General features: G+C 71.2%; 16 protein-coding genes. 6 read left to right on the forward strand and 10 right to left on the reverse strand.

The genetic code is table 11. From position 1 onward, the window contains the following. Positions 1-7 precede the first annotated feature (7 nt). Positions 8-634, reverse strand: coding sequence for a maleylpyruvate isomerase family mycothiol-dependent enzyme (locus tag ABZ321_RS18425; RefSeq protein WP_344498297.1), 627 nt, complete (start codon positions 632-634; stop codon positions 8-10). Positions 635-729: 95 nt separating this feature from the next. Between ABZ321_RS18425 and ABZ321_RS18430 the strand changes: the two genes are divergently transcribed. The 3 genes from ABZ321_RS18430 (at position 730) to ABZ321_RS18440 (ending at position 3,307) form a co-directional block, all read left to right on the forward strand. Further along, positions 730-1,053, forward strand: coding sequence for a hypothetical protein (locus ABZ321_RS18430; protein ID WP_344498294.1), 324 nt, complete (start codon positions 730-732; stop codon positions 1,051-1,053). Positions 1,054-1,132: 79 nt separating this feature from the next. Further along, on the forward strand, positions 1,133-1,495 hold the full coding sequence (locus ABZ321_RS18435; protein WP_344498292.1) for a DUF1304 domain-containing protein: 363 nt from the start codon (positions 1,133-1,135) through the stop codon (positions 1,493-1,495). An 81-nt stretch (positions 1,496-1,576) separates the two neighbouring features. After that, positions 1,577-3,307 carry an ABC transporter substrate-binding protein gene (locus ABZ321_RS18440; RefSeq protein ID WP_354892555.1) on the forward strand — a complete coding sequence of 577 codons (1,731 nt, stop codon included), beginning with the start codon at positions 1,577-1,579 and terminating at the stop codon, positions 3,305-3,307. On the opposite strand, the gene ABZ321_RS18445 is transcribed toward ABZ321_RS18440, so the two are convergent. Genes ABZ321_RS18445 through ABZ321_RS18455 form a run of 3 tightly spaced genes read right to left on the reverse strand, consistent with a single transcriptional unit; the run spans position 3,285 to position 6,099 of the window. After that, complete coding sequence (locus ABZ321_RS18445) at positions 3,285-3,893, reverse strand: GNAT family N-acetyltransferase (RefSeq protein WP_344498288.1); 609 nt, start codon at positions 3,891-3,893, stop codon at positions 3,285-3,287. The two genes, ABZ321_RS18440 and ABZ321_RS18445, sit on opposite strands and share 23 nt — an antisense overlap. Further along, positions 3,890-5,431: an APC family permease gene (locus ABZ321_RS18450; protein ID WP_344498286.1), complete on the reverse strand. Its 1,542-nt coding sequence runs from the start codon at positions 5,429-5,431 to the stop codon at positions 3,890-3,892. The genes ABZ321_RS18445 and ABZ321_RS18450 overlap by 4 nt, the downstream gene beginning before the upstream one ends. A gap of 35 nt (positions 5,432-5,466) precedes the next feature. Next, a complete protein-coding gene (locus tag ABZ321_RS18455; protein ID WP_344498284.1) occupies positions 5,467-6,099 on the reverse strand; it encodes a GPP34 family phosphoprotein in 633 nt (210 codons plus the stop codon). Between the two features lie 195 nt (positions 6,100-6,294). Here ABZ321_RS18455 and ABZ321_RS18460 point away from each other — a divergent pair, with 195 nt between their 5' ends. Next, a complete protein-coding gene (locus ABZ321_RS18460; protein ID WP_354892560.1) occupies positions 6,295-7,203 on the forward strand; it encodes a virginiamycin B lyase in 909 nt (302 codons plus the stop codon). 16 nt (positions 7,204-7,219) lie between these two features. Here the strand turns inward: ABZ321_RS18460 and serA are convergent, their stop codons facing one another. Continuing rightward, positions 7,220-8,440, reverse strand: a complete 1,221-nt coding sequence (gene serA / locus ABZ321_RS18465) for a phosphoglycerate dehydrogenase (RefSeq protein WP_344498280.1) — start codon at positions 8,438-8,440, stop codon at positions 7,220-7,222. A gap of 29 nt (positions 8,441-8,469) precedes the next feature. Next, a complete protein-coding gene (locus tag ABZ321_RS18470; RefSeq protein WP_344498278.1) occupies positions 8,470-8,661 on the reverse strand; it encodes a hypothetical protein in 192 nt (63 codons plus the stop codon). A gap of 56 nt (positions 8,662-8,717) precedes the next feature. Here ABZ321_RS18470 and ABZ321_RS18475 point away from each other — a divergent pair, with 56 nt between their 5' ends. Next, a complete protein-coding gene (locus ABZ321_RS18475) occupies positions 8,718-9,314 on the forward strand; it encodes a hypothetical protein (protein ID WP_344500658.1) in 597 nt (198 codons plus the stop codon). 30 nt (positions 9,315-9,344) lie between these two features. Here ABZ321_RS18475 and ABZ321_RS18480 read toward each other — a convergent pair whose 3' ends face one another. From ABZ321_RS18480 to ABZ321_RS18490, 3 genes are all read right to left on the reverse strand, one after another. Beyond that, entirely contained in the window at positions 9,345-9,593 is a 249-nt protein-coding gene (locus ABZ321_RS18480) for a hypothetical protein (protein WP_344498276.1), read from the reverse strand. 140 nt (positions 9,594-9,733) lie between these two features. Further along, the gene (locus tag ABZ321_RS18485; protein WP_354892564.1) at positions 9,734-10,177 is read right to left on the reverse strand and encodes an SMI1/KNR4 family protein; all 444 of its coding nucleotides are present in this window, start codon (positions 10,175-10,177) and stop codon (positions 9,734-9,736) included. A gap of 177 nt (positions 10,178-10,354) precedes the next feature. Continuing rightward, the gene (locus tag ABZ321_RS18490; protein WP_354892567.1) at positions 10,355-11,371 is read right to left on the reverse strand and encodes a phosphatase PAP2 family protein; all 1,017 of its coding nucleotides are present in this window, start codon (positions 11,369-11,371) and stop codon (positions 10,355-10,357) included. Positions 11,372-11,484: 113 nt separating this feature from the next. Between ABZ321_RS18490 and ABZ321_RS18495 the strand changes: the two genes are divergently transcribed. Next, a complete protein-coding gene (locus ABZ321_RS18495; RefSeq protein ID WP_344498272.1) occupies positions 11,485-11,709 on the forward strand; it encodes a hypothetical protein in 225 nt (74 codons plus the stop codon). Here ABZ321_RS18495 and ABZ321_RS18500 read toward each other — a convergent pair. After that, complete coding sequence (locus tag ABZ321_RS18500; protein ID WP_344498270.1) at positions 11,673-13,124, reverse strand: GGDEF domain-containing protein; 1,452 nt, start codon at positions 13,122-13,124, stop codon at positions 11,673-11,675. The genes ABZ321_RS18495 and ABZ321_RS18500 overlap by 37 nt on opposite strands. Between the last annotated feature and the right edge of the window lie 13 nt (positions 13,125-13,137).

Below are 13,137 nucleotides of genomic sequence, written 5' to 3' on the forward strand. Positions count from 1 at the left end.
TGTTCGATCAGCCGGCCGAGGTGAACCGGGCGGCCGGCTCGCCCGACAGATGACCCGGCGGCAACCGCCGCCCGCAGACGACGAGGAGCAGGTCCTGCGCGAGGCCTCGCAGCGGCGTACCGCCGCCGCCGAACCGCCAATCGAGATCCGTGGCCTCCAGCGTGACGCCGCTCAGGTCCACGCCGAAGTATTCGACGTTGCGCGGCCGCATCGCGTCCAGGACCAGCCGGAGCCGGTCGAGCGGCACCCGCCGGTCGAGCCCGAGCGCGACCGTGCTGTCGAGGCCGTGGATGATCTCGTGCGACAGCGCCCCGGTCGCGCCCCCGCCCGGCGGCGCCCACGGGTGCTCGATGTTGTCCCGCAGCGACCGCAGCAGCGCCTCGGCCGGCATCCGGGCGGCGTCCCGCCGGGCGACCCGGTCCGACATCGCGTTGAACCGGCCGCCGGAGCGCACCATCTCCCACACGAACCCGCCCAGCCCCATCCGGAACGGCATCGTGGTGTGCGCCACCACCTCCCGGACCCGCCATCCGGCGCACAGCGACGGCGCGTCCCATTGCGCCGGGGTCAGCGCCCCGAACACCTCCGCCAGCTCCGACCGCTCCGCCACGACCGCGGCCCTCTCCTGCGACATGCGACATCCTCCTCGTTCGGCGTTTCCGGAGGGTGTACGAACGGAGCGGGCGAGACTCATCGGTCACGAGCATGGGTTGGCTACACTGCCGAGTCATGATGACCTTGACCCGCCGCCTCGCCACGGTCGCCGCCGCGCTGGCCATCGGGCTGGGCGCGCTGACGGCGTGCAGCTCCGACAACGTGACGTGCTCGACCAGCGCGTGCACCGTCACCTTCGACCGCGGCGTGGACGCCGAGTCCAAGGTCCTCGGCATCAAGGTCAAGCTGATCAGCGTGGACAACGGCAACGTGAAGGTCGACGTCGGCGGCACCACGGTCAGCGTCCCCGTCGACGGCAGCGCCGAGGCCCAGGGCTTCACCATCGCCGTGCAGAGCGTCACCGACTCCAACGTCGTCGTGCGGGTCACGAAGAACTGACGGGTGGCCGGGGGCCGGTCCGCGGATCGGCCCCCGGCGCACGGCGAACGGGCGGATACCGACCGGTAGGGTGTCCGGCGTGAACATCGCCGCTCTGGTCCTCGTCGGCCTCGTCGCCGCGCTCCACGCCTACTTCCTGGTGCTGGAGATGTTCCTGTGGACGGCCCCGCGCACGCGGGCGGCGTTCGGCACCACGGCCGAGTTCGCCGAGTCCAGCAAGGCCCTGGCCGCGAACCAGGGCCTGTACAACGGCTTCCTCGCCGCCGGCCTGGTCTACGGCATCGTCGCCGACGACCCGGTCGGCTTCGCGATGCGCGTCTTCTTCCTCGCGTGCGTGATCGTCGCCGGCCTGTACGGCGCCGCGACCGCCAGCCGCCGCATCCTGCTCGTCCAGGCCCTCCCCGGCGCCCTGGCCCTGATCGCCGTCGTGCTCGCCCACTAGGCAGCGCCACCCTGGGCCCCGCGCCGGCGGGCTGAGCCGAACCACCGCGCGCACGTCACATGCGGGTCTACGCTGAGTTAAGTGAAGATCACTCGCTGTGCACTGGTGCTGTGTCTGAGTTTCGCCGTCGGGGCATGTGCCGACAAGGACAAGCCGGGTGGCGAAGGGACGGCCACGGCGGCGTTCAACGCGGGGCTGACCGAGGTCGTGAACCCGTCCACGGCGACCGGCGGCACGTTGAAGCTGGCCAGCGCGCACGACGTGGACTCGTGGGACCCGACGCGGTCGTACGTGACGGCGGTGTACAACCTGCAGCGGCTCTACGTCCGGACGCTGCTGACGCCGGACGCGAAGCCCGGGGCGGACGGGCTGAAGCTGGTCCCGGACCTCGCCACGGCGGCGCCGGAGATCTCGGCGGACAAGCTGACGTACACGTTCAAGCTGCGCGACGGGATCAGGTTCGAGGACGGGTCGGCGATCACGGCGAAGGACGTGCGGCACGGCATCGAGCGGCTGTTCGCGCAGGAGGAGCTCAGCGGCGGGCCGACGTACCTCATCGACCAGCTCGACCAGGGCCAGCACTACCCCGGTCCGTTCGCCGACAAGAACGGCCTGAAGAGCATCTCGACGCCGGACGACAAGACGATCACGTTCAAGCTGGCGGAGCCGTTCGCCGACTTCCCGTACCTGCTCGCGATGGGCGTCGCCGCGCCGGTGCCGGCGGCGAAGGACACGGGCGCGAAGTACGGCGACAAGCCGGTGTCGAGCGGGCCGTACCGGTTCGAGACGATCGACCCGGGCAAGGAGGCCGTGCTGGTCCGCAACGAGCAGTGGGACCGGGCCACGGACACGGTGCGCAAGGCGCTGCCGGACCGCATCGAGCTGGCCTTCGGCACCGCGCCCGACGAGATCGACCGGCAGCTGCTGGACGGGGACCTCGACGCGGACGCCGGGCAGGGCGGGGTGCAGTCGGCGTCGCAACCGAAGGTCCTGCTCGACCCGGTGCTGAAGGCCCGCGCCGACGAGCCGACGACCGGGTTCGTGCAGTACGCGGCGATGAGCACGGCGGTGAAGCCGTTCGACGACGTGCACTGCCGGCGGGCCGTGCAGTACGCCGTCGACAAGACCACCGTGCAGACCGCCCGCGGCGGGCCGGATGCGGGCGGCGACATCGCCGGCGCGATGCTGCCGCCGGGCATCCCGGGGCACGACCCGTCGCTGGACCCGTTCCAGACGAGGAGCGGCAAGCCGCAGCCGGACAAGGCCAAGGCGGAGCTGACCGCGTGCGGCAAGCCGGACGGCTTCGAGACCGTCATCGCCACCACCAACAGCCCGAAGGCGTCGAAGACCGCCGAGGCGATCCAGGCGGCCCTGGCGGCGGTCGGCATCAAGGCCCGCATCGACGCGTCGGACCCGTCGATCTACGCCCGGTCGGTCGTGGGCTCCCCCTCGAACGTGCACACCAAGGGGTACGGGCTGATCATGGGCGCCTGGTCGGCGGACTTCCCGACGGGCTACGGCTTCTTCCCGACGCTGATCGACGGGCGGCTCATCCTGCCCAGCGGCAACAACAACTACGCGGAGCTGTCCGACTCGGCGATCAACGCGCTCATCGACCGGGCCCGTGACACCACGGACCCGGCCGAAGCGGCGAAGCTGTGGTCGCAGGTCGACGCCGCGGTCATGGACTCCGCGACGATGTTGCCGCTGACGTACGACAAGGTGCTCAACTACCGCAACCCGCGAATGACGAACGTGTTCGTGAACCAGTACTACGGCATGTGGGACGTCACGGCACTCGGGGTGGCCTGAGCATGGCGTAGAGGGGCGGCCCGTCGCCGATGTGGAACGGCTGGGTGTCCGCGTACCCGTGCCGGCCGTACAGCGCCGCGTTGCGCCGCCCGGTCGCCTCCAGGTAGGCGGGCAGCCCGGCCTCGTCGGTGATCCGGTGATGCTCGCGCAGCAGCCTGCTCCCCAGGCCCTGCCCCTGCCGCTCCGGCCGGACGCCGAGGAACGCCAGGTAGTCGTGCGCCAGGCCGTCCGGGTGCGCGGCGAGCATGTCCTCGTCGAGCTGGACGAACCGGCCGGTCGCCTCGCCGCACGCGGCCGCGAGGCGCCGGTCGTAGTCCGCGATCTCCGGCTCGAACTTGCCGTCGAGGCGCACCCACGCCGCGACCGCCGCGCCGTCGGCGGTGACGTACACCGTCCCGTGCTCGACGAACCACGGCGTCACGAGGTCGAAGTACCGCCGGTACACCTCGATCCGCTCCGACCGGTCGGGCACCAGCCAGTGCGCGATGTCGGTGTCGTCGAGCGCGGTGGCGAGCACCGCCGCGACCGTGCCGGTGTCGCCGGCCCCGGCGACGCGGATCGCCGGGGCCGTCGAGGTCGACGTCATCGGGACGGACCGGCCCGGTGCGCGGCGGTGTCCTCGGGCTGGACCGTGAGCAGCGCCGCGCTCACGCCCTGGCCGATGCCGCGGTACGTGTCGGGGTTGCCGGCCCGCAGGAACGCCGCCCACGCGGCGCCGACCAGGGCGGCGGCCAGGAACAGGCCCGGGAACAGGTACCGCGCCAGGTCGGTCGGCTTGACGCCCAGCAGCGTGTCGAACTCCAGGATCGTCACGATCAGTACCCCACCCAGCAGCACCGCGCCGATCGCCGGGGCGATGAACCGCCGCCACGGCGACACCTGGGCGACCTCGCCGTCGCGGGTGCGCAGGAAGAACGCCAGCACCGCCACCGACGTCACGGTCATCAGGATGAGCACGCCGAAGCCGCCGGTCACGGTCCACCAGAAGAACAGGTGGACGAACGGGTCCAGGCCGTCGCTCGCGGCGAACACGGCGAGGACGACGGCGGCCAGGATCGTCTGCGTGAGCGAGCCCCACAGCGGCGCCCGGAAGCGGCGCCCGGTGGTGCCGAAGAAGCTGAACAGCACCCGCTCCCGGCCGAGCGCGAACGTGTAACGGGCGGCGGTGTTGTGGAACGCGAGCAGCGCCGCGAACAGGCTGGTGATGAACAGCGCGTGGCCCAGGGTCAGCCAGATCTCCGCGAGATGCGGGCTCACCAGCACGAACATCGTCTCGCTGGAGTTCTCCGTCGACAGGCCGATGATCTTGTCCGGTCCGGCGGCGACCGACATGGCCCACGAGCAGAACGCGTACAGCAGGCCGATGATGATCAGCGACAGGTAGGTGGCGCGGGGGATGTTCCGCTTCGCGTTGCGGGTCTCCTCGCTGTAGACGGCGGTCGACTCGAAGCCGACGAAGCCGGCCACGGCGGTGGCGAGCGCCGCACCCGTGCCCGCGCTGAACAGCTGCGACGGGTTGACCGTGTCGAAGGTGACCGTGCCGCCGGCGGGGTGCGCGAGCTCCACGACCGAGAAGATCAGCGCGATGATGACCTCGGCGCCGAGCAGGACGCCGAGCACGATGCCGCTGAACTCGATGCTCAGCACGCCGAGGACGGCGATGACGGCCCAGGCGATGAACGCGCACGCCCACCACTTCAGGTCGATGCCCCACTGGTCGGCGAGGAAGCCGCTGAGCACCGGGCCGAACCCGCCGTACAGGCCGATCTGCATGAAGTTGTACGCGAGCACGGCGACACCGGCGGCGCCGAGGCCGGTCACGCGGCCCAGGCCCTGCGCCACGTAGGCGTAGAACGCGCCGGAGTTGACGATGTGCCGGGACATCTCGGTGTACCCGACGCTGAAGATGCCCAGCATGGCGGCCATGGCGATGTACGCGACGGGGATGCCGAGCACGCCGGTGACGGCCCAGCCCGCGGTCGCGCCGCCGGCGATGACGGTGAACGGCGCCGCCGCCGCGATCACCATCAGGATGACGGTCAGGACCGTCAGCTTGTTCTGGTCGAGTGCCGAGTCGACCTTGCTGGTGTAACCGCCTGTTGGCGGCGCGGTGCTGACAGGCATGACATCCTCCGGGGGAAGCGGGGGTGGGGGGTGTTTCAGCGTCCGTTCATCACCTTGTTGCCGATGACGACCCTCGTTTCCTGGATGAGGGTCTGCACATCCGCGTGGGACTGCTGGATGAGGTGGTCGAAGTATGCGTACGCGGCCTGACCACCGCCGTCGAGAATGCTCGGGAGCAGCCCCGTCGCATCGGCGATACCCAGCAGGTGGACATCGATCTGGTCGACCGGTCTGCGCTGCGCCAATGCCGTCCCCAGCCGCACCCTCGGCCACACGAACTCGTTCGTGTCGGTCGGCTGATAGAACGTGAAGCGGCGCAGCAGCCGCCGGCCTTCCTGGGGAATGACATGATTCCCGGCGACCATCCTGCGGGCGACCCGTTCATAGGCCTCCATCGACAGATATGCCAGCCAGGTGCGCACGTCGCGGGGCGTGCGCTCGCCGCGGATGTCGTCCAGGACCGCGTGCGCGACGGAGTCGCCGGGCGTCGACCCGCTGCGCACGAACAGCAGCCCGTCCTCGACGGTCAGGATGCCGGCCCAGCCCAGCTCGCCGATCAGCGCGGAGGCGAGACCGATCCGGGTGGCGTCGTCGGACAGCCGCAGTGTGCCGCTGCGGTCGTCATGACAGAGCCGGAAGAAGTCGTCGGCGAGCGGCTCCCGGCGCATGCGGTCAGCCAACAACCGCGTGCCATTCCCGCTGGTGCCGCACAGTCGTCCCCCGTGAATGAATGGTCCGTGACCGAGTCCGCACAGCACCGTAGCGGTTGGTCACGACACACTTCAATCCCGAACGACGTTTTAACGACTTGGAAACGGATCGGTCCAAGCGCGCGTGACCCGATTTGCGAGGTCAGCACCACTATGACGAACTTCGATCGCGAAGATTTCTTTCGTTCCATACGGGTAAAATGGATCTTCATGGACGTGTTCACGATCGCCGCACCAGGTGACGGCCCCTACGGCATCACGACCGGCCCCGACGGCGCGCTGTGGTGCACACTGGTCCACGCGGGTGCGGTAATGCGCATAGCCCTGGACGGGACCACGACGCGCTTCAATGTGCGGGACGGCGGCGGGCCCGCGCTGATCACGCCCGATCTCTGGTTCTCGTTGCTGCACACCGGCGCCGTGGGGCGGATCTCCCCCTCCGGCGAGGTGTCGCTGGTGCCGCTGCCGGGTGTCCAGGGGTCGTACGGCGTCGCCTCCGGCCCGGACGGGGGTTGCACGTACACCACGATGCAGCCGCCACACATCGGATTCATCGGAAATGACGGATCTGTCGCGACCGTGTCCCTGCCGGAGGGGTCGATGCCATCAATGGTGACGGTCGCCGGCGGCTCGACCTGGTGCACGCTGAACCAGGCCGGCGCGGTGGCTCAGGTCGGGCCATCCGGTGCTCTGACGATCCATCCGCTGCCCACGCCGGACGCCGGGCCGGTCGGCATCGCCACCGGCGGCGACGGTGCGGTCTGGTTCACCGAGATCGCCGCCGGTCAGATCGGGCGGATCACCGCCGACGGCACGATCACCGAGTTTCCGCTCCCGGACCGCGCCGGCCGGCCCCACGCGATCACCGCCGACCCGGCCGGGGGCTGCTGGTTCACCGAATGGGCGGGCAACCGCATCGGCCACATCACCGTGGCCGGCGCCGTCACCACCTACGATCTCCCGGTCGCGGGCGCCGAACCGCACGGCATCACGGTCGCCCCCGACGGCACCGTCTGGACCGCCCTGGAGACCGGCGCCGTCGCCCGCCTCACGCGGACGTGAGGCGGGCGTTCCCGGCTTACGACAGCACGCGCAGCTGGACCGTGGTGGCCATGTTGGACAGCTGGGCGAGGATCTCCGCCGGGTAGTCGATCGCGATGTCGGACAGCAGGTAGCCGAACTCGCCGCGGGTCGCCAGGATCTGGCCCTCCACGTTGACCTTGTGGCCGGCGAGGATGCTGTTGACGTCGGCGAGCACGCCCGGGACGTTGTGGTGCAGCAGGGCGATGCGGTGGGTGCCGGGGGCCTGCTGCAGGGCGAGCGACGGCAGGTTGACGCTGAGCGTGGTGGAGCCCTCCTGCACATACTTGTGCAGCTTCTCCGCCACGAACGAGCCGATGTCCGACTGCGCCTCCTCGGTGGAGCCGCCGATGTGCGGGGTGAGGATGACGTTGGGCAGGCCGCGCAGCGCGGACTGGAACTCGTCGCCCTTCGCCTTCGGCTCCTTCGGGAAGACGTCGACGGCGGCGCCGGCCAGGTGCCCGTTCTCCAGGTGCTTGCGCAGCGCCTCGTGGTCGATGACGAAGCCGCGGCTCAGGTTGAGGAAGATGCTGCGCGGGCGCATCCTGGCGAACTGCTCCTCGCCGAAGAACCCGCTGTTGCCCGGGCGGCCGTCGACGTGCAGGGTGACGATGTCGGACAGCTCCAACAGCTCGTCGAGCGTGGCGCACCGCTGCGCGTTGCCGAGGGCCAGCTTGTCGGCGGTGTCGTAGAAGTACACCTTGAGGCCGAGGTTCTCGGCGAGGACGGACAGCTGGGTGCCGATGTTGCCATAGCCCACGATGCCGATCGACCGGCCGCGGACCTCGTGCGACCCCTCGGCGTCCTTGTCCCAGACGCCGTTGTGCATCCCGGCGTTCTTCTCGGTGAGCCGCCGGGTCAGCGCGATGATCTCGGCGACGGCGAGCTCGACGACGCTACGGGTGTTGGAGAACGGCGCGTTGAAGACGGCGATCCCGGACTCGGCCGCGGACCGCAGGTCGATCTGGTCGGTGCCGATGCAGAACGCGCCGATCGCCCGCAGGTGCGGCGCGGCGGCCAGGGCCGCGGCCGACACCTGCGTCTTGGACCGGATGCCCAGCAGGTGAACCCCTTCGGAGAGCTTGGCGATCAGCTCGTCCTCGTCGAGCGCGCGCCCGAGGGTCTCGACCACATATCCCTCGGACCGCATCCGCTCGACGGCGACGGGGTGGATGTTTTCGAGGAACAGGACCCGCACCGGGTCGCTCTGGGAAGTCATTGACTGCACCCCACCTACCCTAAGTGACCTCAGGTGCCACTGGTACGTGACCCGCGACTCGTCCCGCCCTGTGCGACCGCGTGCCGCTCCTGCAGCTTGGCCCGGATCTGCTCAGGCGTGTAGGCCCGCCGCCGGCGCTCCGCCCGCGCCACCACCACTCCCGTGGCCGCGACACCCACCACACCGGCCAGGCCGAGGACCTTCCACCACTTCGCCTTCATGGGCATCTAGGGTACTGGTCGTGCAGGGAGCTATCGATCTCGACGACGCCGTCCGGATGACCCGGACGGGCGACCTCTGGGTGTTCCGCGGCCGTTCCAAGGCCGACCGGGCGATCCAGACGCTCACCAACAGCCCCGTCAACCACGTGGGCATGGCCGTCGTCCTGGACGACCTGCCACCTCTCATGTGGCACGCCGAGCTGGGCAAGTCCCTGCCCGACATGTGGACCGGCGGCCACCAGCGCGGCGTCCAGCTCCACGACCTGCGCGACGCGGTGCTGGTCTGGGGCCGCCGCTACGGCCAGCGCCCCTGGCTCCGCCAGCTGCACTACGACGTGTCGCCCCCGATGGAGGAAGCGGTGCTGCGCACCATCGCCCGCCTCGACGGCACCCCGTTCCCGTCCACCGCCCGCCTCGCCGGCCGCTGGTTCTCCGGCCGCGTCCCGAACATCCGCAAGCGCAACGAGTCCTCCCTCGAGACCGCCTACTGCGCCGAGGTGGTCGCCGTCACCTACGAGGAGATGGGCCTGCTCCCCAAAGGCCGCCGCGCCAACTGGTACGACCCCGGCAAGTTCTGGAGCGGCGACGACCTCGACCTCCAGCACGGCGCCACCCTCGGCGACGAGATCGCCGTCACGCTCCCACCAGCCTGACCCGGCCGTCCTTCCCCGGCTCGGCTCGGCTCAGCCGGCCAGGGCGGTCGCGGGCATCAGGGTGGCGGCCAGCTCCCGGGCGAACCGCATCCGCGGCGCGGCCGTCTCCGGACGCTCCCCGTACTCCCGGGCCAGGACGTCGACGCACCCCTGCGCACCGTGCCGGGTGACGGCGACGGTCACCGCGGCCCACGCCTCCGCGACGGTGACGGGCCGCGACGGCTGCAGGTCGGAGGCGAAGACAGCTTCCGCGATGAACTCCGTGACGGTGCCGATCATGTCTGCCTCCCAGTGCTGTTCCCCCGTGTGTGCTGCCAACCACAACTCAACGCTCCAACGGGAGCAGCACCACACCCCAAACGGGTTCCGGATGGTTGCGGACCAACCGTTCACCCGACACCGGTGGGCGCGACGCCGGCTCAGTCGTAGGTGACGTACCAGTCGTCGCCGTCGCCGGTGAGGACGCGGGTGAGGTAGTCGGCCAGGTCGTCGGCCACCTTGCGGCGCGTGTCGGTCTCGTGCTCCCAGACGAAGACGCCCTCGGCGGGGGCGTCGGCGAGGTACGCGAACTGGTCGCCGCCGCCGTTGTCGCCGAAGAACAGCAGGCCGTCGAACGGGGCGTAGAGCTCGGCGAACTCCCCGAACGTCCGGAACTCCTGGTTGCCGGCCAGGATCCGGGCGGCCGGCCAGATCACGTCGAGCCCCCACTCGCCGCGCAGGCCGTCGGTCTCCGCCAGCAGGTCCCGCAGGTCCGCCGGCACCGGCTGGCCCAGACCCCGCTCGACGGCGTCGATCGCGGCCGCGTCGGTGGGCGGGGAGAACTCCGCCGCCGGGAAGAGCTCGGCGGCCAGCTCGATCCACATGGGCTCGACCGGGTCCTCAGCGGCCCGAGCGGCGCTTGGCCACCATGGTGACCACCACGACCACGACCACGGTGACGACGACGGCGGTGCACAGGCCGCAGAGGACCAGCACGTGCCATGGCTTCAGCGCGCCCATCGGTGGTTCCTTCCGCCGGTGCCGGACATCGACGAGCGATCCTAGCCAGGGAGCTTGACGGTCGGGTCGTCCGGGTGGCCGCCGAGGCGCTGGGTGTTCGGTTCCTCGCTGGTGAGGCGGATGGTGACCTGCTCGCCGATCGGGTCGGCCGCGGCGGGCGGGAGGTCGTCGTCGTCGAGGGGCGGGACGAGCTGCGGGACGACGCGATGGACGGTGGACAGGACCGCGGCGACGATGAGGCCCGCGGTGCCGGCGATGCCCAGGGCGCCGCCCGCGTAGGCGGCGAAGAGGCGGCGACGGCTCAGGTCGTCGACGGCGACGTCCAGGGCCTGATTGGTCAGGTAGAGGGCGGCCGCGGCGCCGAGCAGCAGGCCCAGGGAGATGAGGGTGAGGAAGACGGTGGCGTAGGTGCTGGGGGCGCCGTACGTGACGCCGCCGTGGCGGCGCTGGACGAGGACGATGAAGACGCTGGCGAACGCGGCCCAGGCGCCGACGACGAGGAGGGCGGCGACGGCGTCGCTGGGGCGGTGCCAGCCGGCGGAGAGGGTCGCGACGCCGGCGAGGGCGGCGAAGCCTGCGGCGATCAGGGCGCCGGTGGCGCGCGCCTTCGCCGGCAGGACCAGGACGAAGGCGACGGCCACGGAGGCGGCGATCGTGGTGTGGCCGCTCGGCAGGCTGTTGCCGACGCCGGAGCGCTCCAGGTCGACGCCGAGGTCGGGGCGGGTGAGGAGGGCCTTGATGACCTGGGTGGTGACGTTGGCGCCGCCGATGAGCAGGATGGCGCCGACGGCGAGGGCGACCCGGCGGCGGATGAGGGCGATGAAGCCGACCGTCACGGTGGCGACGGTGAGGGAGAGCACGGAGATGCCGTTGAGGACGCGGTCGACGATCGTCTCGACGCGGGCGCGGCCGATGCTGTTGCCGGTGATGGCGAAGTAGTCCAGCAGCTGCCCGTGCTCGGTCTGGACGAAGAACTGCCAGACCCGGGTGGCGCCGTAGGCTTCCGCGGCGCCGAGGAGAAGCAGCCACACCACGAGCCCGAGCGGCCATCCACGCATGGCGTGCAACATAGCCGATCCGGCGGCGATACAAACCTGGCAGGTGACCGGAATGCGTGGCCACGCACCAATCAGGGTAGAGAGTCGTTGCTGTCCACGAGAAGGAGGCGGAAATGATCACCAGAGTGCGGCCGGCCGGTGTCCTGGTCGGCTATGCGGTCGAGGCCGTCGACGGTCCCGTGGGCACGATCGACCGGGGCACGTACGACACCGGCCGCCTCGTCGTGAAGACCCGCGGCGGCGCGCCGGTCACGCTGCCGGTCGACGCCGTGCACCGCATCGACCACCGCCGCCGGACGGTCTACCTCGGGGTGAGCCGGGCGTCGGTGTCGGGCTGAGCGGACGCGACCTCGACACGGTTCCGGCCGGCGCGCTTGGCGTCGTACAGGGCGGCGTCCGCACGGGCCACCAGCTCGTCGGAGGTCTCCACGCCGTTCCACTGGGCGAGGCCGGCGGAGAACGTCTGGCCCAGCGGCGTCGCCGCCATGAGCCGCCGCAGCACCGCCACGGACTCGGCGGTGTCCGCGCCCGGCAGCAGCGCGATGAACTCCTCGCCGCCGTAGCGGGCCAGGTGGTCGGTGCCGCGCAGCTGCCCCGACCAGGCCGCGGCGGCGGACTTCAGCAGCCGGTCGCCGGCCGGGTGACCGTACTCGTCGTTGAAGCGCTTGAAGTGGTCGAGGTCGATCATGACGACGGCCAGCCCGGCACCGTCGCGGCGGGCGCGTTCGAGGGCCGCGGGCAGCTCGGCGCCCCAGGCGCGCCGGTTGGGCAGGCCGGTGAGCTCGTCGGTGCGCGACAGCTCACGGACCCGGGCGGTCTGCGCCTCCAGCTGCCGCAGCAGCTGCGCCATGCGGATGACGACCAGCAGGAACAGCACGATGGAGCAGATCGCGATCGGCAGCGCGTCGGTGACCTCACCGGCCGCGATCTGGCCGAGCAGCAGCAGCGGCGCCATCAGCGACGCGAGGGTGAGCAGGACGAGCAGGCCGGGGCCGAGCTTCGGCGGCGGGCCGGCGGTCTCGCCGATCTGGGCGGCGGAGCGGTGCAGCGCGGCGTGGCCGACGAGGACGTACGCGAGGAGGAACACCGCCCCGAGGACGCGGTGCGCGGCGGGGCCGGGCTCCACGCCGATCGTGTTCAGCACGGCCCAGGTGACGTCGCCGGCCAGGAAGAGAAACGCCGAGGCGATCATCAGGCGGAACGCGGCGCTCCGGGCGCCGCCGCCGAGCAGCAGGCGGGTCAGCATCGCCAGGACGAGCACGTCGCCGACCGGGTACGCGACGCCGGTGAGGTGGGCCAGCGGTGACAGGTCGGTCTGGTCGATCGCCGGACGGATCATGAACACCCACGCGAGCAGGCCGAGGCCGGTGGTGACGGTGGTGGCGTCGACGAGCGCGCCCCAGTCGTGCCCCTCGGACCGGCGGCGGATCAGCAGGACCAGGCCGATCGCGAGCCCCGGGTAGAGCGCCAGGTAGCCGACGTCGGGCCAGCCCGGCGACTCGTACTCGGCGTTGACGTGGAAGCTGTAGGCCTCGACGAGGATGCCGGTCGCGTTGCCGCCGACCCCGGCCGCGAACGCCAGCCAGGCCGCCCGGGCGGTCCCGCGGTGCCGCAGCGCGCCCGCGATGATCGCCGAGACCGCCAGGTAACCGGTGAGCACCTGCACCGCGACCTGCCACCAGCTGCCGTCGGGCACCAGGAACGACAGGGCGACGCAGGTCCCAGCGGCCACCAGGTACCACCGCAGCATCATGTCACTTAGCGTA

This window comes from Dactylosporangium sp. NPDC006015 (assembly GCF_040614215.1).
Lineage (GTDB): Bacteria > Actinomycetota > Actinomycetes > Mycobacteriales > Micromonosporaceae > Dactylosporangium > Dactylosporangium maewongense.

Coding starts and splice junctions, on each gene's coding strand:
- ABZ321_RS18430 (WP_344498294.1), top strand. CDS start 730: ATGATGACCTTGACCCGCCGCCTCGCCACGGTCGCCGCCGCGCTGGCC.
- ABZ321_RS18460 (WP_354892560.1), top strand. CDS start 6,295: ATGACGAACTTCGATCGCGAAGATTTCTTTCGTTCCATACGGGTAAAA.
- ABZ321_RS18425 (WP_344498297.1), bottom strand. CDS start 634: ATGTCGCAGGAGAGGGCCGCGGTCGTGGCGGAGCGGTCGGAGCTGGCG.
- serA (WP_344498280.1), bottom strand. CDS start 8,440: ATGACTTCCCAGAGCGACCCGGTGCGGGTCCTGTTCCTCGAAAACATC.
- ABZ321_RS18445 (WP_344498288.1), bottom strand. CDS start 3,893: ATGACGTCGACCTCGACGGCCCCGGCGATCCGCGTCGCCGGGGCCGGC.
- ABZ321_RS18475 (WP_344500658.1), top strand. CDS start 8,718: ATGACCCGGACGGGCGACCTCTGGGTGTTCCGCGGCCGTTCCAAGGCC.
- ABZ321_RS18490 (WP_354892567.1), bottom strand. CDS start 11,371: ATGCGTGGATGGCCGCTCGGGCTCGTGGTGTGGCTGCTTCTCCTCGGC.
- ABZ321_RS18455 (WP_344498284.1), bottom strand. CDS start 6,099: ATGCGCCGGGAGCCGCTCGCCGACGACTTCTTCCGGCTCTGTCATGAC.
- ABZ321_RS18450 (WP_344498286.1), bottom strand. CDS start 5,431: ATGCCTGTCAGCACCGCGCCGCCAACAGGCGGTTACACCAGCAAGGTC.
- ABZ321_RS18480 (WP_344498276.1), bottom strand. CDS start 9,593: ATGATCGGCACCGTCACGGAGTTCATCGCGGAAGCTGTCTTCGCCTCC.
- ABZ321_RS18500 (WP_344498270.1), bottom strand. CDS start 13,124: ATGATGCTGCGGTGGTACCTGGTGGCCGCTGGGACCTGCGTCGCCCTG.
- ABZ321_RS18470 (WP_344498278.1), bottom strand. CDS start 8,661: ATGAAGGCGAAGTGGTGGAAGGTCCTCGGCCTGGCCGGTGTGGTGGGT.
- ABZ321_RS18485 (WP_354892564.1), bottom strand. CDS start 10,177: ATGTGGATCGAGCTGGCCGCCGAGCTCTTCCCGGCGGCGGAGTTCTCC.
- ABZ321_RS18495 (WP_344498272.1), top strand. CDS start 11,485: ATGATCACCAGAGTGCGGCCGGCCGGTGTCCTGGTCGGCTATGCGGTC.